Genomic DNA, 21,196 nt, shown 5'->3' with positions numbered 1-21,196 from the left:
ATTCTCCCTGCCCTTACCACAGAATCACTGCGCCAGTAACTAATAAGTTAACTAACGCTAATGGTAAGCAAATCTTCCAACCAAAGTTCATCACTTGGTCATAACGCGGACGCATAAGTGAACCACGAGCCAAGACAAACATCATCACAAAGAATGCTGTTTTGATAATGAACCAGAATACTGGTGGAATGAACGGAATATCGATGTTAAATGGCGCTAACCAACCACCGAAGAATAGCGTGACGATCAATGCAGAGATCAGAACTACGTTGACGTATTCCGCAACGAAGAACATCCCCCATTTCATACCGCCGTACTCGACGTGGTAACCTTCCGCCAATTCTTGTTCTGCTTCTGGTTGGTCAAATGGGTGACGGTGAGTTACCGCAACACCTGCAACCACGAAGATTAAGAAACCTAAGAACTGTGGAATGACAAACCATACATCTTTTTGTGCTTCTACAATTTCACGCATGTTGAATGAGCCTGCAATTGCAACCACACCCATCAGTGAAATACCCAAGAACACTTCATACGAAATGGTTTGAGCTGCAGAACGTAGACCACCAAGCAATGCATATTTATTGTTTGATGACCAACCACCAAACAATACGGCATAGACGGCAATACCTGCCATTGCCATAAAGAACAATAGACCGATGCTCATGTCTGCAACACCTAAGTATGGTGATACAGGAATAACCATGAACGACATCACCGCTGTTGCCATGGCAACAGCAGGAGCTAAACGGAAAGTCAATTTGTCAGCAAACTTTGGTGTCCAGTCTTCTTTGAACATGATTTTCAACATGTCGGCAACGATCTGGAACATCCCCCCAGGACCTACACGGTTCGGACCATAACGGTCTTGCCATAAGCCCAGTAAACGACGCTCAATAAAAGACATCAACGCAGCGATGAGTACTACAACGAGTAAAATCACAATCGCTTGAATGACTGAGTAGGCAATTGGCCAGTTCTCAGCCCAAAGCGGCGTTTGACGGATTAATTCTTGTTGCATGAATTACGCTCCTACCGCGACTGATACAGGCTCAGCAAGTGAAACCGTAGGTGCAAGACCAACTGGATAACCAATATAACCTGTAGGTAAATAATCAATCACTTGAACTGGAAGTACGATCGAAGTCTCACCTGATTTCACAGTGATTTTTTGACCATCTTGAACATTCAAACGAGTTGCATCTTGCTCACCCACTGCAAAGACCGCTTCAGGAATACGCGATTCCATCGCAGGTGTTTTCACAGTAAATTCACCAGAAGCAAAAATGTGATGCATCGGCACTAAACGGAAGCTTTCAGGGTTTGCAACCACAACCGCTGGAGCAACGAAAGTACGTGCTGGGCGCTTCGCTAAACGATCGAATAAACGCACACCCGAATCACCACCTTTTAAGTGACCACCCACGTTATCTTGGAATTTATTCCAAGCTTGCGGTGAGTTCCAACCTGCTGACCATGCAAATGGTACCAGTGGAGACGGCGTCTGGTTCCCAACATAACCTTCCATAGAGAATGTTAATGCCGAGTCGATATCTGTCGGTTGTTTCGGTTCATGCACGTTCAATGGTGCACGCATAGAGGTACGACCAGAGTAACGACGCGGTTCACGCGCAACTTTCAAACCATGGACACGGAAGCCCGCATCTGGAGCCACATCTTGAATCGCAGCAAGTGCAGGTACGTTTTTCGCAACTGACTCAATCACGTCATCAAGCAAGGTCCAAGAAATCGCTTTACCTTTTGCGCCTGTTTCAATGGCATGTAACCAGCGCCAAGATTCTTTAATCGCCAGTTCAGGTTTGTAGTAGCTCGGGTCATACACTTGGTAGAAACGTTGTGCACGGCCTTCTTGAGAGACAACCGTACCATCACCTTCAGCAAATGACGCAGCAGAAAGTACGATATCTGCTTTCTTCACAGTTTCAGTTTCAGAGTGATCTAAAACAATCACGTCTTTACCAGAAAGTGCTGCTTCAACTTGTACCGCTGGCAAACGACGGAATAGATCATTTTCAACGATCACAACCGTGTCATAGTCTTGCGCAAACGCTTGTTCTAAGCTTTGACCACCGAAGATTGCTAAGCCCATAGAGTTCACTTCAGGAACCGTCAAGGTTAAGCCAGCATTTCCACCAAGGTTTTGCGCAACTTGTGCAGCAGCTTCCATGATGGATGCGTCTTGTAAACTTGTACCTGAAATGATCAGCGGTTTCTTCGCCGCTTTCAGTGTATCTGCAATGTTCTGAGCAAATGCTTTCGCATCGTCTGCTAGACCAAGAATTGCATCACCCTTCACAGCAGCAGCAACGGCAAAACCTAAACGAGCGATGTCGTTTGGAGAAGCAACCACTTCACCTACAGCAACATCAGCTAAGCGTGTTTGCGTTGCAGCGAGGATGAAAATCGGTGATTTCGCATCTTGAGCAATACGTTGTAACGGTTCTGCTAACCAGTCTTGCGTACGACGTTCCGCAGCCATTTCTTTGGCTTTGTTTTTCGCCGCTTGACGAACAGACAACGCCATACGTGGCGCAGTTTGCGTTAAGTCTTCACCCAAAATAAGCACAGCATCATAGCTTTCGATTTCACGCATACCCGGGTTATATACACCTTCGGTTTGCATAATCGATGCAGCCAATTCAACCAAGTTTTGCTCTTTTTGAGACATACCTGTTGAATAGTTCTCTTGACCAACTAATTCGCGAAGCGCGAAGTTTGACTCAAGTGATGCTCGTGGAGAACCAATACCCAAAACTTTTTTGCCTTGGATATTTGCAATCACGGTATCTAATGCCTGATCTACAGAAACTGTAGTGACTTCAGCACCATCACGGAACTGCGGTTGACGTGGACGATCTGCACGGTTCACATAACCTGTACCAAAACGACCTTTATCACACAAGAAGTATTGGTTTACTTCGCCGTTAAAACGGTTTTCGACACGACGAAGTTCGCCATAACGCTCACCCGGAGAAATGTTACAACCCGAAGAACAGCCTTGACATACGCTTGGCGCATACTGCATGTCCCACTTACGGTTATAACGTTCTGAGTGAGTTTTGTCAGTGAATACACCTGTAGGACATACTTCAGTTAAGTTACCCGAGAATTCAGACTCTAAAGTGCCTGACTCAGGACGACCAAAGTAAACACGTGACGCGCTTGCATACACACCAAAGTCAGTACCACCCGCATAGTCGTTGTAGTAACGAACACAACGGTAACATGCGATACAACGGTTCATTTCGTGTGAAATGAATGAGCCCAGCTCTTGGTTGTAGTGTGTACGTTTAGTGAAACGGTAACGACGACGGTCGTGTTGAGTCATCACGGTCATATCTTGTAAATGACAGTGCCCACCTTCTTCACAGACTGGACAGTCGTGTGGGTGATTCGTCATCAAGAACTCAACAATTGACGCACGGAAGTCTTTCGCTTCTTTGTCTTCAATCGAGATGTAGGTATTGTCAGATGCAGGCGTCATACATGACATGACTAAACGACCACGCGTATCTTCAGGATTCGCGTATTGAGTCACGGCACATTGACGGCAAGAACCGACAGAACCTAAGGATGGATGCCAACAAAAGTACGGGATATCAATACCCAAAGACAAACATGCTTGCAGCAAGTTCTCTGAGCCATTGACTTCGTACGATTTGCCATCGACATGAATTGTAGCCATAGTCGAATTCCTTAAGCTTGTTCTACGTTGCTAGTTTGCGCAGCAGCATTCACTACTTTTGCTTCAAACTCGCCACGGAAATATTTGAGTGCACCCATCAACGGTTCCATTGCACCTGGAGCATGCGCACAGAAAGTCTTACCAATCCAAAGCTTACGAGTAAGTTCTTGTAAGTGATCGATATCTTCTTTCTTACCTGTACCATCTTCCAATGCTTTCAGTGCTTTCACCGCCCACGGTAAACCATCACGACAAGGCGTACAGAAACCACATGACTCACGTGCAAAGAATTCTTCTAAGTTACGTGTCGCTGAAACCATACATTGCGTTTCATCCACCACCATCAGCAAACACGTACCTAAACGTGAACCTGCTTTCATGATGCTCTCAGCATCCATCGGTAGATCAATGTGTTCAGCAGCCAAGAAGTCTGTAGACGCACCACCCGGTAACCATGCTTTAAGCTTCAAGCCATCACGCATACCGCCCGCATAGTCTTCAATGACTTCACGCGCAGTTGTACCAAATGGAAGTTCCCAAAGACCAGGGAATTTCACCTTGCCAGATGCACCATAAATTTTTGTGCCTGGATCTTTCGATTTACCCGCAGATAAGCCGATATACCATTCAGGACCACGTAACATGATTGCTGGTAAGTTATTGTAGGTCTCTACGTTGTTAACAATGGTAGGACGACCCCAAGCACCTGCAACTTGCGGGAATGGTGGTTTCGTACGTGGGTTTGCACGGCGACCTTCAAGCGAGTTAATCAATGCAGTTTCTTCACCACAGATATAACGACCCGCACCCGTGTGCACATGCAACTCGAAGCTCCAGCCAGTTCCAAGGATGTTTTCACCCAAGTAGCCTTTGGCACGAACTTGCTCAAGCGCTTCATTTAAGTAAGCAGCTGCTTCAATGTACTCACCACGAATGAAGATATAACCATGAGTTGCTTCTAGCGTATACGCTGCAATCAACATCCCTTCGATCAATTGGTGAGGAAGTTTTTCCATCAACAAACGGTCTTTAAAGGTCCCTGGTTCCATCTCATCGGCATTACAAATCAGGTAACGTGGCCCTGAGTTGTCATTTGGCGCCATCAAAGACCATTTGATCCCTGCTGGGAAGCCCGCACCACCACGGCCTTTTACGGTCGCAGCTTTAATCACTTCAAGCACATCTTTCGGCGGCATGGTGATTGCTTTTTTCAGACCCGCGTAACCTTCAAGCGCTTCGTAATCATCTGCATTACGAACGTGCTCTTGTTTACTCAAACGCCAAGTTAATGGATGCGTTTCTGGGTTACCTTCGCCATAAATTGGTTTTGGTTCGGTATTCATACATACTTCTCCAATAACTGTTTCACTGAAGAAACTTCAACCAAACCGTGAGTGTCTTCATTCACCATTAAGGTTGGGCCTTTGTCACAGTTACCTAAGCAGCAAATCGGCAGCAAAGTAAAACGGCCATCAGCAGTCGTTTGACCAAACTGAATGCCTAACTCGCGCTGAAAAGCTTCTGCTAAAGTTTCCGCACCCATCAAGAAACATGCAATCGAGTCACAAAGTAAAATGACGTTACGACCCACGGGTTGACGGTAAATACGGTTATAGAAAGTTGCAACACCTTCCAAATCAGCAACACTGATTGTCAATAACTGAGCAATGGCGTTTAGCTGCGCGTCATCTACCCAACCATTACGGCGTTGTACACACTTCAAAGCATCCAAAGATGCTGCTCGTGGGTACGGGTAGTGACCAATGTGATGTTCTATTTCGTGGATTTCGTCCGCAGTCAAAATCCCTTCAACATTCACGCGTGGCTTTTTATCAGTCAAAATCATCATAATGCGTTTACCCCTTAGCGATCCACGTCAGCCATAACGACGTCAATTGTCGCTAAATAAATGATCAAGTCAGATACCAGACTGCCATTAATCACAGAAGGCATTTGCTGTAAATGCGTGAAAGTCGGTGTACGAATACGGGTACGATAACTCATCGTTGACTTGTCTGAAGTCAAGTAGTAGTTCGACGCACCTTTGACCACTTCCGCCATTACAGATGCTTCACCTGCAGGCATTACAGGACCCCAAGATACGCTTAAGAAGTGCGTAATCAAGGTTTCAATATCTTGTAAAGTCTTGTCTTTTGGTGGTGGAACAGCCAATGGATGATCTGCTTTGTATGCACCAGAAGGCATGTTGTCTAAACATTGCTTCACGATTTTGAGTGATTCTTCAATTTCACGGAAGTGAACAAGAACACGCGCATACGCATCGCCTTCGTACTCAAGTGGCACATCGAAGTCGTAGTTTTCATAGCCACTGTATGGGCGATATTTACGAACGTCGAAGTCAATACCTGTTGCACGTAGACCAGTACCAGTTACACCCCAAGCCAACGCAGATTTCGCGTCATATTGAGCTACGTTACGCGTACGACCTACAAATACAGAGTTTTTAAGCGCTGCTGTGTAGTATTCGTTCATACGCTTCGGCATCCAATCTAGGATTTCACGAATCAGATGCTGCCAGTTGTTTGGCAAGTCATGCGCTGTACCACCAATACGGAACCATGCTGGGTGCATACGATAACCCGTGATCGCTTCAATCGCGTCATAGATTTTTTGACGATCCGCAAACATGTAGAAGACTGGCGTCATACCGCCGGCATCTTGAATCGCAGTACCGATATACAATAAGTGGTTATTGATACGGAACAATTCAGACATCATGACACGGATACATTGCGCGCGGTCAGGTACAGTAATACCCGCCATTTGCTCCACACCCATCACATAAGGCATGTTTTGCGCACAACCACCCAAATAGTCCACACGGTCGGTATAAGGAATGAATGAATGCCAAGTTTGACGTTCAGCCATCTTTTCCACACCACGGTGGTGATAACCGATATCAGGCACACAGTCTTTCACTTCTTCACCATCCAACTGCAAGATTACACGGAAAGCACCGTGCGCAGATGGGTGGTTCGGACCTAAGTTCAAGAACATGAAGTCTTCGTCGTCATTACCGCGCTTCATACCCCAATCTTCAGGTACGAAACGAAGGTGTTCCTGTTCGTAATCCTGCTTCGCTTGGTTCTGCATATACGGTGTATATTCAGTAGCACGTGCAGAATATTCTTTACGAAGAGGGTGACCTTCCCAATAGGTTGGCAACAAAATACGACGGAGCATTGGATGCCCTTCGAAATTGATCCCGAACATATCGTAAGCTTCACGTTCGTACCAATTGGCATTTGGCCAAATGTTGGTTGCAGTTGGAAGATTTACATCATTTTCATTCAATGCAACTTTGATACGAATATCACTATTACGCTCAAGCGATAATAAGTGATAGAACACAGTAAAGTCAGACGCAGGCAAACCGTCGCGGTGCGTACGTAAACGTTCATCTACCGCAGACAAGTCAAATAGCATCACGTATGGACGTGACACTGTGCGCAAGAACATTAAAACTTCTTGTACACGTGCGCGCTCAACCCAGACTGTTGGAAAGTCTTCAAAAGTCGTTTGCACGTAGAAGTTCTCACCAAACTTGGTTTTGAGCTCTTCTACAATTGCAAATGCAGGGCGTGAATCAACAGGCGTTGATTCTGGCATAGCAATGTCAGTTTCAGCCATTGGCTTGGCTTCCTATTTAATACAAATTCAGTCAATCAAAACGACAATTACACCCAGACCGGGTGTATCAATATTTCATCGTAAAGATTATTTAATTTCATCCATTGAGCGCAGGTTTTTCACCGCAATACGCTCTGCATTTTTACGGTCACGTTCTGGCATCATCTTTGGCTTATACACTGGCTTAAGATCATCACCAATAACCGCAGAAAGTGGTCGGCGCTCAAGTTGAATCTGGTCTTGCAATAACATCAATGCCTGAATTAAAGCTTCAGGACGTGGTGGGCAACCTGGGATATATACATCGACAGGGATGATTTTATCCACACCTTGTACAACTGAATAAATGTCGTACATACCACCAGAGTTTGCACATGCGCCCATTGAAATAACCCACTTCGGTTCCAACATTTGTTCATATAAACGTTGAATAACTGGAGCCATTTTGACGAAACATGTACCTGCAACAATCATCAAGTCAGCCTGACGAGGTGAAGCACGGATTACTTCGGCACCGAAACGCGACAAGTCATGCACGCCTGTTAAAGTCGTTGCATACTCTACGTAGCAGCAAGATGTACCAAAGTTAAACGGCCAAACTGAGTTCTTACGACCCCAGTTCACTGCTGTATGTGCCACGTCCTCTAAACGAGTCATGAACACATTTTTATTCACTTCTTCTTCAAGCGGATCCGTTACGATTTGACGCTCTTGAAGTGGATATTGATCAGCATCCGGATTCGCACGGGTTAATGTATATTTCATCCCGAGTTACTCCTTATCAGACGATTTAGCCGGTGACTTATCTTTCACACGACCAGATGATTGAGCTGGGATTTGACCTGTAGGGTCCATAACCAACTCTTCAATTGAATTAAAGCGAGTGATTTCTGCAAGATTCATATTTGGAGAACCAACTTTAGGTTTAATCCCTGCTGCTTTACGTTTGTCAGAAGGCGACCAGTTAAGCGCACCAGTAGACAACTCATAAACCAAACCAACGAGTAAAACTAAAATAAATACTGCTGCAGTGGTGAAACCCACCCAACCCACTTCACGAACCGATGTAGCCCATGCGTAAAGGTAAAGCGCCTCTAAGTCGAATACGACGAAGAAGATTGCAACCAAATAGAACTTTGCTGACAGGCGGATACGTGCGCCACCAGCACCAACCACACCTGATTCAAATTGCTCTTGCTTTGCACGGCCCCATGACTTACCCCCAAGGAGTAATGGGACAGTGAGCATAAAGACGCAAAGAAATGTAACGCCGATCACGAAGGCAATAATTGCCCATTCGTATGGAGTAATGGCACTCATGCGGGGATAACTCCTGGCAGGCCTAATTTATTAACAAAGAATGCATGTATTGGCCTTCAAATACACCAAACACAAAATTAATCCCGCCAATTGTACCCGATTGCTGACGTAAGTTGCTAGCTTATAGACCTTCGTCTTTAGGATGATTTCTCTTCGTTTTTTGAGATTTTTTCGATGAAAGCCCTTTTATTTCGAAACCAATCGCTTTATCTAATAAAACACTACTATTCTATTATTTTTCCAAATTTTAACATTCAAACAAAGCCTATAAAGCATTTTTCAGCCTTATTTCGATAACAATCACACAATCAGCGGTTTAAAAAACTCAGCTCATCAACCGCAGCATTTTGCTTATTTTAAAAGTACAAAAGTAGATTAAGTCACTCATATTTTTTGTATTTTTTTGCAAATCACTCCAATCAATTAATGCACTTGGCTTTTTCTTGTGCTATTGATATAGACAACCAACAACAAAGAATAAGGAGCACCACATGAGTCTGGAATTCACCCATAAACCTAACTATTTTTTATTTGCCCAGTTGCTTATTCGCCATGTTGAAACTTATGTTCGTAAACACCCCGATGCCAACAATGCCATCTTTGATTTACGCGACATTTATGAACTTTTTCGCCAAGACAAAGCTTCAGCCACCACCAACCTTGATGGCATTATGAATATTGCGGATGAATATAAAATTGAAACAATTAATGGTGATCAGAAGCTCATTAGCCGTTATGGCATAGACACCCAAAACAACTCGTTATTGATTGACTTTAATGCAGATGCGCTTGAAAGCCTAAAACAAGGCAAGCAGATTATTTCTCCCGATGCTAGCATCCAAGAATAAGTCAGCATGAAAAAATAAAAAAGCACCGAATTTCGGTGCTTTTTAATGCTTAACTTTTTGAGTCTGTATTATCTTTGACACTATATTTCTTTTTAGACTTACTAAAGTGGTGTGCCGGCCATGTCATGGTAAAACGTGCACCACCGAGACTTGGGCTTTGATCCACTTTAACGCTACCACCAAACCAATAGGCAATTCGGCTCACAATCGACAAACCCAAACCATAGCCACCCGATGCTCGAGTCCGGCTATCATCCAAACGTGCAAAGGCTTCAAAAACGCGCTCTCGCTCGTCTTCTGGAATACCAGGCCCATCATCTTCAACACAAACATAGGCCATACCGCTGTCATTAATACCACCACTGACCAGCACCTGATGGTCGCCATAACGAACCGCATTACCAACCAAGTTCTGCACCACGCGGTGTAAATAACGACGTTCAGCTTCAACTTTTAAGGTTAAAGGAGGAGCATTTAAATGAATTTCTTTCTGGGTTTTTAAGGCTTCCGTCTCAACCACCACCTGATCTAAGACTTCAAACAATACAATGTTTTCAATATCGAGTGATGGTGTGCCCTGCTCTAACTTTGCGTAGGTCATGATTTCATCAATGAGGGTATTTAAGGCCTCAATGTCTTTATCAATCATATCGACTTGCTGAAGACGGTATTCATAATCGTCTTCTTCCGCTAGCATTTCCATGCCAAAGCGAATACGAGCAACTGGTGTCCGAAGTTCATGTGATACCGCGCGCATCAGTTCACGCTGCGCCTCGATAAGTCGCTGAATATGGTCTGACATGCTGTTATAGCTATTGGCTAGACTGGCCATTTCATCCGTGCCGTCGACAGGCAAACGTAGGGTCATATCACCTGCTTTCATACGGTTTAAACCATAATTGACCTCACGCAGTTTACGCTGCATCGGTACAAGCAAGCCATACACCCCCAAACTGAGTACAAACAGGCTCAACAAGGTAATCCCTGCTGCGAGCTGAAACGGCATCCAGTTGAAAATAGGCACAGGCCCCAATACCAAAACCTTGCTTGGTGAACTTGGTAAAGGTGGAGACACAATAGAAATGGTGGTGCCACGCACAGAAGCACTATCACGATATAAGATCACGCTATGATCTAAACGCAACCGCCCTATCTGCTCCGACTCTAAAGCCAGATTTTGTACTTCTTCAATTTGTACAGGATAAGAGAAATGTTTCTGTACTTTTTCCAAGTACTCTTCTTCTTGGCCTGGGTAATACACCAGATAATCTAGGATAAAAATCGGGAGTGCTTTCATTTGCAGCTCACCAATTTTATCTACTTTAATATACAGTAAATGATTCGGATCATCTTTTAGACCAATGATCAGGTACGCCACTTGCGTTTGCGCATCATAACGCACAGCCGCTTTACGCTCACTGATCCGCTTTAACTCTGCACGACTCAAATCCACTTTATCGGCTGGGATCATATTAATCGGCAGTTCAAGCAAATCTGAAGCATCTGAAATCCAGTCTGCTTTTTGCTGTGCATTGGTCTGACGGGATACACCCTCACTAATAATAAAGGAAATCCCGTCCGTCAAAGACTCGCGATATTCTTGCACTCGCTGATAGTTAATAATTTGTACAAGCAAATATCCCATGAGGGCAACAATAGCGACCAGCACTACCAGCCCAGCATAGATACGCAAGAATATACTGTGTTTGAACACTAAAAATGTCCCGTTTTAACGAATCAAATAAACGGCTTAAAGACCATTGGTTTCTTTTACAAATAAGTAGCCTTTACTACGTACCGTTTTAATACGTTTTGGATTTTCAGGATCATCACCAATTTTTGGACGAATACGCGAAATACGCACATCAATTGAACGGTCTTGACCGTCATATTCGATACCACGTAAGCGTTCGAAAATGTCTTCGCGAGAAAGAATGCGGCCTGCATTTGAAGCCAACAACCACAATAAATCATATTCAGCGCTGGTAAAGTCAACCAACTCACCATTTAAAGTCACTGAACGACCACCGTTATCGATCACCAGATCATCAAATTCGATACGTTGCGCAACTTCATCTTCAGGTGCTTTGTCAGTACGACGTAATAAGGCACGAATACGTGCAAGTAAAACACGGGGCTGAACTGGTTTTGCCACATAGTCATCTGCACCCATTTCTAGACCAAGCACTTGATCCATATCTTCGGTACGTGCAGTCAACATCAAAATCGGTTGGTGATAATGTGGACGAACTTCACGGCAAATGGTTAAACCATCTGCACCTGGAAGCATCACATCCAACACCACCATATCGGGTTGTTCTGCAATAATACGGCGAATGGCACGGTTACCATCGGGTTCTACCCCAACCTCAAGACCATTACGGATCAGGTATTCTTGAGTTAAGCGAGCTAGGCGCTCATCGTCTTCTACGATTAAAATTTTTGGTAACTTTTCTTCTTGGCTCATGGAGTGCCCCTTTATTTTGACAACTTAACGTATCCTTTAAAATCCAAGGGATACGCTCTGATATATTTTGCAATATACACACGTTTACATTGTAAACAAGATCTTGTTCACCAAACTGATACATCAAAGTAGCATTTTGTTATACATTTTTTTAGCCTCCAAATGAGCGCTTTCTCGCGTTTGCTGTATATCCAACCAAAGCAAAAGAAACGTTTCTTTACAAAATGGCGATTTTTCATACCAAGTCACTGTTTGAACAGTTTATAACTCACTCATTCGTCTGTTTTGAACTTATCCACAATGTTATCTATAAGCACTTAAACCGAGCTTTGTTATGCTATCGCCTTGTCTAATAAGGCTTAATACAAGAATCATAAAAAAGGGATCTTTTTGAGATCTTTTCGAGACCAGATCGATCAAAATATTTAATAAAATGTCAATATTGATCTACCCTGAATTTTCCCGTATCTTGTGTTCAATTAATTTTTAAACCACTAGGTCTTGTGTTTAAACCTCAAACACTGTGGCATAAAAATTGCCCAGTTCAAACGGTCCATAGACATAAAAATAGATGACAAAATGGAGCTATGCTAGCATGAGCGTATCGAATTCAACCCCTGGTCAAATTCAGGTGATTAAACGCACTGGAGATGTTGCCAGCTTTGACGCAGAAAAAATCTCTGTTGCCATTGGTAAGGCATTTTTGGCTGTTGAAGGCCAACAAAGTGCTGACTCAAGCCGCATCCACGATCGTATTTCTCAACTTACCGAGATGGTATTAAATACGTTCAGTCGCCGCCTACCTTCTGGCGGTACAATTCACATCGAAGAAATCCAAGACCAAGTTGAACTTGCGCTAATGCGTACAGGTGAACAAAAAGTTGCTCGTGCGTATGTCATCTACCGCGATCAACGTGCTGATGCACGTAAACAAGCAGGTGAAAACCATCACCCAACCTTACAAATCACTGACGCCAATGGTCAGCTTCAACCGCTTGACATGCGTAAGCTTGAAGCGACTGTAACAAAAGCGGCTGAAGGTTTAGAAGGCATCAATGTTCAAGCGATCATCGATGAAACCATCAAAAACCTTTACAACGGTGTAAAAGCATCTGACATCGCAACCACGATGATGATGGCAACACGTACACGTATCGAACAAGAACCAAACTATACCTACGTGACGGCTCGCCTACTTCGTGATGAATTGGTCGCAACTGGTTTAACTTTCCTTGGCTTGTCTGAAGACACAGTTGAAGGTGATGCTTTAGAAACTTTCCTGAAGAAAGGTATTGAGCTAGACCTACTTTCACCAGAGCTTCTTAACTTTGACCTTGCGAAATTGGCCGCAGCGATTCAACCAGAACGCTCAAACCAATTTACGTACTTAGGTCTACAAACATTATTTGACCGTTACTTCATCCACTCAGATGGCGTACGTTTCGAATTACCACAATTATTCTTCATGCGTGTTTCGATGGGTCTTTCACTCAACGAAGCAAACCGTGAAGAACGTGCAATCGAGTTCTACAACTTATTGTCGAGCTTCGATTACATGGCGTCTACGCCTACCCTGTTTAACTCAGGTACGCTACGTCCACAGTTGTCGAGCTGTTATTTAACGACCATTGATGATGACCTGTATGACATTTATGGCGCTATGCGTGATAACGCAATGCTATCTAAATGGGCAGGCGGTTTAGGTAATGACTGGACGCCAGTTCGTGCCTTGAACTCGTATATCAAAGGTACAAACGGTAAGTCTCAGGGTGTAGTTCCATTCCTTAAAGTGGCGAACGATACTGCTGTTGCGGTCAACCAAGGTGGTAAGCGTAAAGGTGCAGTCTGTGCATACCTTGAAACTTGGCACTTGGACATCGAAGAATTCCTAGAGTTACGTAAAAACACCGGTGATGACCGTCGCCGTACGCATGACATGAACACGGCAAACTGGGTTCCTGACTTGTTTATGCAACGTGTTTTTGAAGATGCTGAATGGACACTGTTCACGCCGTCTGAAACACCAGACCTACACGACTTAATGGGTGCAGAATTCGCTGAGCGTTATGCACACTATGAAGCAATTGCAAAAGAAACAAACATGTTGCACAAGAAAATCCGTGCAAAAGATTTGTGGCGCAAAATGCTGTCGATGTTGTTTGAAACAGGTCACCCGTGGATTACATTCAAAGACGTATGTAACTTACGTTCACCACAACAACACGTTGGTGTAGTTCACTCTTCTAACTTGTGTACAGAAATCACATTAAATACAAGCAAAGATGAAATTGCGGTATGTAACTTAGGTTCAATCAACCTTGTACAACACGTTCAAGGTGGTGTGTTAGATCGTGAAAAGCTTGCACGTACAGTAAAAACAGCGGTTCGTATGCTCGATAACGTGATCGACATTAACTACTACGCTGTACCTCAAGCGAAAAACTCGAACTTGAAACACCGCCCAGTGGGTATGGGTATCATGGGCTTCCAAGATGCGCTTTATGAAATGCAACTCGCTTATGGTTCTGATGCAGCAGTAGACTTTGCTGATGAATCGATGGAAGTGATCAGCTACTACGCAATTTCAACATCAAGTGATTTGGCTGTTGAACGTGGTACTTATGAGACATTCAAAGGTTCACTGTGGGATCAAGGTATCCTGCCAATTGACTCGCTAGACCTTGTTGCTAAAACACGTCCTGAACGTATGTTTGAAGTTGACCGCACTCAACGTTTGGACTGGGACACTTTACGTGCCAAAGTTCAAAAAGACGGTATGCGTAACTCGAACGTGATGGCCATTGCACCGACTGCAACCATTTCAAACATTTGTGGTGTGTCTCAGTCGATTGAGCCAACATTCCAAAACTTATATGTAAAATCAAACCTATCAGGTGAATTCACAGTAATCAACCCGTACCTAGTACGTGCGTTGAAAGACCGTGGTCTGTGGGACTCTGTGATGGTGAATGATCTGAAACACTTTGAAGGTTCAGTTCAGAAGATTTCTCGTATTCCTGAAGAGCTTAAAGCAATCTTCGCGACAGCATTTGAAGTTGAGCCACGCTGGATTGTGGATGCTGCATCACGTCGTCAAAAATGGATCGACCAAGCGCAGTCTTTAAACCTTTACATCTCTGGTGCAAACGGTAAGAAACTGGATTTGACCTATAAAATGGCTTGGTTACGTGGTCTGAAAACGACGTATTACCTCCGAGCTTTAGGTGCAACTTCTGCTGAGAAATCAACCATTAACACTGGTACATTGAATGCAGTAAAACCTGCAACTGTAACGACAGCGCCTGTTGCAGCAGTTGCTCAGGAAGTTAAACCAGAAGTGGTTGCTGAAGATGAAGGCTTTGGCCAAGCAGCACCAGTGCCAATGGCATGTTCAATTGACAATCCAGACTGTGAGGCTTGTCAGTAATAACCTCCCCTAACCCCTCCTAAAAGGAGGGGAATTACACCAAACTTATTGAGGTGTGAAAGTCCTTCTTTTAAAAGAGGGATTTAGGGAGATTAAAAAATTAAAGACAACCTAGGAAATCACCATGCTCCATATGACACATAACTATATGTTAGGTCTTGCGACCTTGGTGATTTCCTTTGTGGTTTTGTTTTATATGCCCATTGCCTACTTTTGGGTAAAAGCAAACCAAAGCAAAAAGCGAAAGCAAAATAAGTCGTGAGAATCACGTTCTATGCACAGTTTTAGAACAATGATTGGCAAAACTTAATTTTGCTTTCACAAATTAAGCGTATAGTAAGACATCTCAGCACTGCTGGATGTCGATAAAAGATATAAAGCAACGTAGAGAGAATTGATATGTCTATCCTAAGTTGGGACGATTTCGAAGATGATTCGCAAAAACCGGCTGCACCTGAACACAAGTCTGCGCCCGTCGAACCGCAAAAAGCGGCTAATCCGCAGATGGTATCTGCTGCAGAGCAACCACAGAAGAATGTGGCAACTGCACAACCCGCTTCAACCGCTCGAAGCCGATCAACAAATCCAGCCGATCCGTTGGCAAGAGCATCTAACGCCTTAGAAAGTTTAGATGTCGCTCCAGGTCTAGAAGAACTAGAAATGGGTGCGCAACGTGTACAAGTTGACGACAAAGCGATGATTAACTGTCGTGCGGACTTAAACCAACTTGTACCGTTCAAATACGAATGGGCTTGGCAAAAATATCTAGACGGTTGTGCAAACCACTGGATGCCACAAGAAGTCAACATGAACCATGACATTGCGCTTTGGAAGTCTGAAAATGGCTTAACTGAAGATGAACGTACTATTGTTATGCGCTCTCTTGGTTTCTTCTCTACAGCAGACTCATTGGTTGCAAACAACTTGGTATTGGCGATTTACCGTCACATCACCAACCCTGAATGCCGTCAGTACATTTTGCGTCAAGCGTTTGAAGAAGCAATTCACACTCACGCTTACCAATACTGTATCGAATCTTTAGGTATGGATGAAGGCGAAGTCTTCAACATGTACCGCGAAGTTCCATCAGTTGCGCGTAAAGCGGCTTGGGGCTTGAAATATACGCAGTCTTTAAGTGATCCTACTTTCCAAACAGGTACGCCTGAAAACGACCAAATTTTGCTTCGTAACTTGATCGCGTTCTACTGTGTCCTTGAAGGGATCTTCTTCTACTGTGGTTTCAGCCAAATCTTGTCGATGGGCCGTCGTAATAAGATGAATGGTGTTGCTGAGCAATTCCAATACATCTTACGTGATGAGTCGATGCACTTGAACTTTGGTATCGATATGATTAACCAAATCAAGATCGAAAACCCAAGCTTGTGGACTGCTGAATTCCAAGAAGAAATCATTCAAATGATTCTTGAAGGCACAATGCTTGAAATCGAATATGCGCGTGACACTATGCCACGTGGTGTATTGGGTATGAATGCTGCGATGATGGAAGAATACTTGAAATTCATCTGTAACCGTCGTTTAGCACAGTTGGGCTTGCCTGAGCAGTTTGCTGGTGTGAACAACCCATTCCAGTGGATGTCTGAAATGATGGACTTGCGTAAAGAGAAGAACTTCTTCGAAACGCGTGTGACAGATTATCAGACTGGCGGTGCGTTGAGCTGGTAAGGTAAAACGCGCGTCACGCGACACATAAGTTGTCATTTACGACACATAAAATGTCATTGAGCGACACATAAGTTGTCATTGAGAAAAAACCGCCATTAAATGGCGGTTTCTTTTATAAGATGACAAATTACATTAATCCAAGCAAAACTTTATTATACGAATTTTGGATTAATGTTAATAATGAAATATAGCGGGTAATTAAACGTGCAAGAAACACAAACTTTCGAATTCAAAATTTTAAATGATGATGCAGCTATTGAAGATTTATTTGAGCACAAGACACATCAACATTCAGCAGCAACATTACACCAAGTTATTAACTCTTCTAATGGAAATATAACCATTGGTTTAGAAGGCTCTTGGGGAGCAGGAAAGTCGACTGTTATAAATATGTTTCGTCAAAATTTAATTAAACACAACGAGACTACTTTATTCTTTCTATTTGATGCTTGGGCTCATGAAGATGATCCTCTTAGAAGAATTTTTTTAGAAAGTCTTATTCAGACAATTGATCCCGAAGCAAAAAATAGTGATCTACAAGAATTACAAAAACAATTAAATGGCAGAAAGAAAACAGTAGAGGTTAGTGCAAAAAAATCTGCATCTAGATTAGGTAAATTATTATCTGTTTGTGCATTTGCAGTACCGGCAGGGATTGCATTTTTTAATAAGCTAAATTTTGATAAATTAAGTTTTGACTCTGCAAATCCAATTTATTGGACTTTCTTAATCTTTTTCCCTTTATCTTTAATTTTCTTATTCAGTCCAGTATGGGTACTTCTATATTGGTCTAAAAGAGGAGATCTTGATCCTCTTACAAATCAAAGAAATTGGGACTTTTTTAGAACCGAATCAACTGAAAACTACACCCAAGATATCTCTGAGCAAGGTGAAAGAACATCAATAGAATTTCAAAATTATTTTCAACAAATTTTAGAAATTTCTTTTAAATCAAAAAACTATACCAAAGCCCTTATTATTATAGATAACTTGGATCGTGTCGATGCAGACCAAGCAAAAAGTATTTGGTCAACGCTTCAAACTTTTTTCCAAAACCGTTCACTATCAAATACAGGAGATAACCAGCAAAATAAAATATGGTTTATTGTGCCGTATGATAGAGATGGTTTCTCAGCAATCTGGGATAAAGATAAATCAGAAACAGCTGCATCCTTTTTAGACAAATGCTTTCAAGTACGTGTTGAAGTTCCTCAACCTATTACATCTAATTGGCTCGGGTATTGTCGTCAAAGCATTGATCAATCATTAATAGGTTGGTCTCAAGATAGCAAAGATATATTATTAAGTGAATATAGTAGGATCGTTGCTATAAAGGATAGCACGCCTACACCTAGAAAAATGCGGGCTTGGGTGAATCAAGTTGGTGTAAATGGCTATAGATGGAAAGAGAAATTTTCAACTAAATCAATTGCGTTATATTCCTTTTTACATCTGCAATACAGCGGAACAGAACTAAAAAATTTTCTAGTTGAAAATAAAATCGATAAGTTATCTTTCAGCAAAGATACATTTTTAATGTATGAGTTGGCTGGTTTGTTGTTTGGAGTTGAAAAAGAAAAGGGGGCAGAGCTTTTATTAAAAGAAATTATATTAGTTGCTTTAGACGAGTTATCCCCTAACAACCTTCGAAATCTTGCTGATGAGCACAAAAAAGTATTTTGGCTTACATGGTCTACAAATTGGGAGATTTTTCTTGAAAAAAATAGCACATTTGAATCAGGTAAATTAAATCATTTTACAAATTATATATGTTCTGAGTTTACTATCAATGATCAACAAATGTTTCAATACATGGAAGAAATTTTAAAACAATGGAAAACAATAAAAGCTGTCAATTGGGAGTTGAATGAAGCTTGGAAATACGGTGAAACATTAAATACTCTAATTTCTTTCCTAGGAAAAAGAGATAAAGATATAGAATGGCTTGTGAATAGCATTAAGACACTATGTATTCAAGTCATAGCAAAACCTGAAGATATTAAAAACTCTGATCCTTTAACAGAATTGAGAACATTGATTAATACGGTTGGTAATTTAGGTAGTACCTTTCCTACTTTGACTTATCAATCTTTAAAAAAAGAGCAATGGGCAAAATGGTTGAATTTAACGAGAAGTACCAACATTCTATTCCCAGAGATTACTCCTAACTTAAATGATTTTCCTTCTTGGAGCATTAATACACTCTCTAATTTCACTCAAATTAAAATTGAGGATGTGAACTTACTCATTAACACTATTCCTTATGTAAAAAATAAAGCTAAATGGGAAGGTTTTGTAAATAAACTAATAGAGCTATTTAGTACCGCTGTAAATCAAAGAGCTAGAAATATAGATGAATTATATGAACTATCATTTGCACTTATTTCTAATTTTTCTTGTAGTAATTTAGAGGAAATATTAAAGACCAATGTTCAGCTAAAACAGACAATAACCCACGAAGAGGCAAAAAAGAACTCCTCATTATATTATTTAGTTGCTCTGCTCTTTACTGAAGAAATTCAAATGCAAAAACAATTTGAAAGACAAGATATAAAAGACTATTGGAAAAAATCCACTCAAGAAAAAATTTCACAGACTATTCAATTTTTAGCTAAATACAACAAACTTGATCTTGTTTCAAGAATTGCTCGTAATAAAGAAAATCTTTTAGCTCTTGAGATCATCAAATCAAGCGAGCATGAACAACTATTTGGCACAGAATCTGAGACTGCTCTCTTTATTGATGAATATAACTCGCATCTTCAAAATACTCAGCAAATCGCAGATATCATTCGTAAAATATGCTCAATGGGTGGATTTGATGCTGAAATACAAAGCATCTACAAGAATCACCCATTAGATTATAGTGAATGTTCATGTTTACTTCTAGAACATGGAGATGAGCCTACACGGAGCAAAGTTATTGAGCTCATCAAAAATATTGGCAAAGAGGTTTGGGAGACAGATTTAACCAAAGATAAAAAGCTTCTCCAGCTCTTTAACTATCCAATCCAGCTTGATTACAAATTTAGTGAAGCTTTCTTCCTATGGCTATCACAAGCTATTGGAAATAGTGATACGAATCAGAAAGAGGTATGGAACTGCTTTAATAAAATTTCAGGATACCTTTTGGATAAAGAGGACCGTTTTAGCAAAATACTTAATGAATATTTCCAACAATCTAAAGATCATATTGATGAGATTGGATTCCAATGCCTACAACCATATTTCCAAGATTTATCTTTAATTCCTCCTGAATATGTAGCTGAAAGAATTAGTTTATGGCTAGATAACAATCAATGGAGTCGGATTTATTGGTTACTGACTAAAAATCCTAGTAAACCAGAAAATAAATCGGAAAGTCTCATTTCAAGGGTCATTACCAAGATAGAAGAATTTAAATCTAAAGAGGATTCTCCAGAAACAAAGGCACTAAATAAACTTTATGACATCTATAAATAAAATTTATAAGGGGCTTAGAAGATACTTCTAAGCCCTTAATTTGAAAAACTATAAAAAGTAAGAAAATCTGCAATTTCAGTTTCCAATACTTTTAGCCAATCTATTAGCTCAATGATATCTATTCTTCTTTCTAAAATTTCAACTTTGGAAACATACGATTGGGGCTTTTCCAGACGACGAGCAAGCTCAACCTGAGTCACATTTTTAGACTCACGAAGTTCTATAAGTTTCTTAATTAGGTCTTGATACCTAGGATCGTGTATTGAGCGCATGGCTCAATATCAGTTACAATTAAAAATATCCCAAAATAGGATATTTTCATTTAACCCTATCTGTTTATTGATTTTTTATTTTGGATAATGATTGAACGATCGTTTAGGAACTCAATGTGAAGCAAAAATTTTCTGTAACTCAAATCAATAGCATTATTAAAAAGCATTTGGCAGGTGCAACTATCGAACAGCTTTGCCAAGAGTACAAAATCAGTGTAGCTACTTTCTATCGCTGGAAAGCAAGTTACATAGATGTTAATGAGCAAATTCTGATTCGATTAGATAAATTGGAACAAGAGAATTTAGCTCTCAAACAAATGTATGCGGAAGAAAAACTATCTAAACGTCTAGAAATGTAGA

At 41.6% G+C, this 21,196-nt stretch carries 16 protein-coding genes; 6 read left to right on the top strand and 10 right to left on the bottom strand.

Annotated elements, in window-relative coordinates; all coding sequences use genetic code 11:
- Window positions 1-13 precede the first annotated feature (13 nt).
- The 7 genes from nuoH to AC4CU2_RS03855 form a co-directional block, all read right to left on the bottom strand.
- A complete protein-coding gene (nuoH, locus tag AC4CU2_RS03885) occupies window positions 14-1,021 on the bottom strand; it encodes an NADH-quinone oxidoreductase subunit NuoH (RefSeq protein WP_004695391.1) in 1,008 nt (335 codons plus the stop codon).
- Window positions 1,022-1,024: 3 nt separating this feature from the next.
- Window positions 1,025-3,706, bottom strand: a complete 2,682-nt coding sequence (nuoG, locus tag AC4CU2_RS03880) for an NADH-quinone oxidoreductase subunit NuoG (RefSeq protein ID WP_490768304.1) — start codon at window positions 3,704-3,706, stop codon at window positions 1,025-1,027.
- 11 nt (window positions 3,707-3,717) lie between these two features.
- A complete protein-coding gene (gene nuoF / locus AC4CU2_RS03875) occupies window positions 3,718-5,049 on the bottom strand; it encodes an NADH-quinone oxidoreductase subunit NuoF (protein ID WP_178928348.1) in 1,332 nt (443 codons plus the stop codon).
- Window positions 5,046-5,555, bottom strand: coding sequence for an NADH-quinone oxidoreductase subunit NuoE (gene nuoE / locus AC4CU2_RS03870; RefSeq protein WP_004982912.1), 510 nt, complete (start codon window positions 5,553-5,555; stop codon window positions 5,046-5,048). The genes nuoF and nuoE overlap by 4 nt, the downstream gene beginning before the upstream one ends.
- Before the next feature lie 14 nt (window positions 5,556-5,569).
- Window positions 5,570-7,357 (bottom strand): NADH-quinone oxidoreductase subunit C/D, encoded by a 1,788-nt coding sequence (nuoC, locus tag AC4CU2_RS03865; protein ID WP_490768303.1) that lies wholly within the window; start codon window positions 7,355-7,357, stop codon window positions 5,570-5,572.
- Window positions 7,358-7,444: 87 nt separating this feature from the next.
- Complete coding sequence (locus AC4CU2_RS03860; protein ID WP_004695382.1) at window positions 7,445-8,122, bottom strand: NuoB/complex I 20 kDa subunit family protein; 678 nt, start codon at window positions 8,120-8,122, stop codon at window positions 7,445-7,447.
- A gap of 6 nt (window positions 8,123-8,128) precedes the next feature.
- Window positions 8,129-8,677: an NADH-quinone oxidoreductase subunit A gene (locus AC4CU2_RS03855; protein WP_004695380.1), complete on the bottom strand. Its 549-nt coding sequence runs from the start codon at window positions 8,675-8,677 to the stop codon at window positions 8,129-8,131.
- A gap of 491 nt (window positions 8,678-9,168) precedes the next feature.
- On the opposite strand from AC4CU2_RS03855, the gene AC4CU2_RS03850 reads away from it, so the two are divergent.
- Window positions 9,169-9,525, top strand: coding sequence for a hypothetical protein (locus tag AC4CU2_RS03850; protein WP_125274579.1), 357 nt, complete (start codon window positions 9,169-9,171; stop codon window positions 9,523-9,525).
- 49 nt (window positions 9,526-9,574) lie between these two features.
- Here AC4CU2_RS03850 and bfmS read toward each other — a convergent pair whose 3' ends face one another.
- Together bfmS and bfmR are read right to left on the bottom strand one after the other, a co-directional pair.
- Entirely contained in the window at window positions 9,575-11,239 is a 1,665-nt protein-coding gene (bfmS, locus tag AC4CU2_RS03845; protein ID WP_004695377.1) for a sensor histidine kinase BfmS, read from the bottom strand.
- Between the two features lie 36 nt (window positions 11,240-11,275).
- The gene (gene bfmR, locus AC4CU2_RS03840) at window positions 11,276-11,992 is read right to left on the bottom strand and encodes a response regulator transcription factor BfmR (RefSeq protein ID WP_004695375.1); all 717 of its coding nucleotides are present in this window, start codon (window positions 11,990-11,992) and stop codon (window positions 11,276-11,278) included.
- A 595-nt stretch (window positions 11,993-12,587) separates the two neighbouring features.
- Between bfmR and AC4CU2_RS03835 the strand changes: the two genes are divergently transcribed.
- From AC4CU2_RS03835 to AC4CU2_RS03820, 4 genes are all read left to right on the top strand, one after another.
- Window positions 12,588-15,419, top strand: a complete 2,832-nt coding sequence (locus AC4CU2_RS03835; RefSeq protein ID WP_490768302.1) for a ribonucleoside-diphosphate reductase subunit alpha — start codon at window positions 12,588-12,590, stop codon at window positions 15,417-15,419.
- Window positions 15,420-15,543: 124 nt separating this feature from the next.
- Complete coding sequence (locus tag AC4CU2_RS03830) at window positions 15,544-15,681, top strand: hypothetical protein (protein WP_004695369.1); 138 nt, start codon at window positions 15,544-15,546, stop codon at window positions 15,679-15,681.
- 137 nt (window positions 15,682-15,818) lie between these two features.
- On the top strand, window positions 15,819-17,102 hold the full coding sequence (locus tag AC4CU2_RS03825) for a ribonucleotide-diphosphate reductase subunit beta (RefSeq protein ID WP_126037636.1): 1,284 nt from the start codon (window positions 15,819-15,821) through the stop codon (window positions 17,100-17,102).
- A 204-nt stretch (window positions 17,103-17,306) separates the two neighbouring features.
- Window positions 17,307-20,564: a P-loop NTPase fold protein gene (locus AC4CU2_RS03820; RefSeq protein ID WP_490768301.1), complete on the top strand. Its 3,258-nt coding sequence runs from the start codon at window positions 17,307-17,309 to the stop codon at window positions 20,562-20,564.
- Window positions 20,565-20,599: 35 nt separating this feature from the next.
- Here the strand turns inward: AC4CU2_RS03820 and AC4CU2_RS03815 are convergent, their stop codons facing one another.
- Window positions 20,600-20,836, bottom strand: a complete 237-nt coding sequence (locus tag AC4CU2_RS03815) for a helix-turn-helix domain-containing protein (protein WP_490768300.1) — start codon at window positions 20,834-20,836, stop codon at window positions 20,600-20,602.
- Between the two features lie 116 nt (window positions 20,837-20,952).
- Here AC4CU2_RS03815 and AC4CU2_RS03810 point away from each other — a divergent pair, with 116 nt between their 5' ends.
- On the top strand, window positions 20,953-21,195 hold the full coding sequence (locus AC4CU2_RS03810) for a transposase (protein WP_490768299.1): 243 nt from the start codon (window positions 20,953-20,955) through the stop codon (window positions 21,193-21,195).
- Window position 21,196 lies beyond the last annotated feature (1 nt).

It is taken from the genome of Acinetobacter sp. 797_lipA (genome assembly GCF_058243025.1).
The sequence above is the reverse complement of the archived record's forward strand: the minus strand, read 5'-3'. Positions and strand labels throughout refer to the sequence as shown.

Excerpts from the sequence above, each read along its gene's own strand:
- AC4CU2_RS03825 (WP_126037636.1), top strand. The coding sequence starts at position 15,819 with ATGTCTATCCTAAGTTGGGACGATTTCGAAGATGATTCGCAAAAACCG.
- AC4CU2_RS03815 (WP_490768300.1), bottom strand. The coding sequence starts at position 20,836 with ATGCGCTCAATACACGATCCTAGGTATCAAGACCTAATTAAGAAACTT.
- nuoF (WP_178928348.1), bottom strand. The coding sequence starts at position 5,049 with ATGAATACCGAACCAAAACCAATTTATGGCGAAGGTAACCCAGAAACG.
- nuoE (WP_004982912.1), bottom strand. The coding sequence starts at position 5,555 with ATGATGATTTTGACTGATAAAAAGCCACGCGTGAATGTTGAAGGGATT.
- bfmR (WP_004695375.1), bottom strand. The coding sequence starts at position 11,992 with ATGAGCCAAGAAGAAAAGTTACCAAAAATTTTAATCGTAGAAGACGAT.
- AC4CU2_RS03850 (WP_125274579.1), top strand. The coding sequence starts at position 9,169 with ATGAGTCTGGAATTCACCCATAAACCTAACTATTTTTTATTTGCCCAG.
- nuoC (WP_490768303.1), bottom strand. The coding sequence starts at position 7,357 with ATGGCTGAAACTGACATTGCTATGCCAGAATCAACGCCTGTTGATTCA.
- AC4CU2_RS03860 (WP_004695382.1), bottom strand. The coding sequence starts at position 8,122 with ATGAAATATACATTAACCCGTGCGAATCCGGATGCTGATCAATATCCA.
- AC4CU2_RS03835 (WP_490768302.1), top strand. The coding sequence starts at position 12,588 with ATGAGCGTATCGAATTCAACCCCTGGTCAAATTCAGGTGATTAAACGC.
- nuoH (WP_004695391.1), bottom strand. The coding sequence starts at position 1,021 with ATGCAACAAGAATTAATCCGTCAAACGCCGCTTTGGGCTGAGAACTGG.
- AC4CU2_RS03855 (WP_004695380.1), bottom strand. The coding sequence starts at position 8,677 with ATGAGTGCCATTACTCCATACGAATGGGCAATTATTGCCTTCGTGATC.
- AC4CU2_RS03830 (WP_004695369.1), top strand. The coding sequence starts at position 15,544 with ATGCTCCATATGACACATAACTATATGTTAGGTCTTGCGACCTTGGTG.
- nuoG (WP_490768304.1), bottom strand. The coding sequence starts at position 3,706 with ATGGCTACAATTCATGTCGATGGCAAATCGTACGAAGTCAATGGCTCA.